Annotated in this window: 1 protein-coding gene; it reads left to right on the top strand. The window is 71.2% G+C overall.

The features are described from left to right. Positions 1 to 62 precede the first annotated feature (62 nt). The coding region (locus tag ACTIF1_RS26485; protein WP_439599470.1) for a DEAD/DEAH box helicase at positions 63 to 520 on the top strand (458 nt) is incomplete at its 3' end.

Genomic DNA, 520 nt, shown 5'->3' with positions numbered 1-520 from the left:
AGAAGGCCACTTCTGCAGAGGCTGTGGCGCCGTCCTCCCAGACCACCACACCCACTCCCCCAGTGGACACCAGGGCCTGGGAAGGCCTGGGCCTGCACGAAGAAATCCTCGGCGTTCTCAGCACCTGCGGCTTCTCGGCCCCCACCGCGGTGCAGGTGGCCTGCCTGCCGTCCGCGCTGCGCGATCGCCGGGATATCATCGGCGCGGCGCAGACCGGGTCGGGGAAGACGCTGGCCTTCGGCCTGCCAATCATGCAGGCCCTGCTGAATGAGCGGCACATGCAGACGCCAGCTGCGGCGGAGGAGGGTCCCAGCGAGGGGCCGAGCGAGGAGGGCCACGGAGACGAAGCTCCGGCCCCCGCCGCCACGGGTGGAAAGCGCCGCGGCGCACTGCGCGCCCTCATCCTGGCGCCGACGCGCGAGCTGGCGCTGCAGGTCTGCAGCCACCTGGAGGTGTTTGGCCGGGCACTGGGCGTGCGTGTTGCGCCCATCGTCGGCGGCATCTCCTCCCAGAAGCAGGA

Source organism: Falsiroseomonas sp. (assembly GCF_051860665.1).
Classification (GTDB): domain Bacteria; phylum Pseudomonadota; class Alphaproteobacteria; order Acetobacterales; family Acetobacteraceae; genus Falsiroseomonas.
The sequence above is the reverse complement of the archived record's forward strand: the minus strand, read 5'-3'. Positions and strand labels throughout refer to the sequence as shown.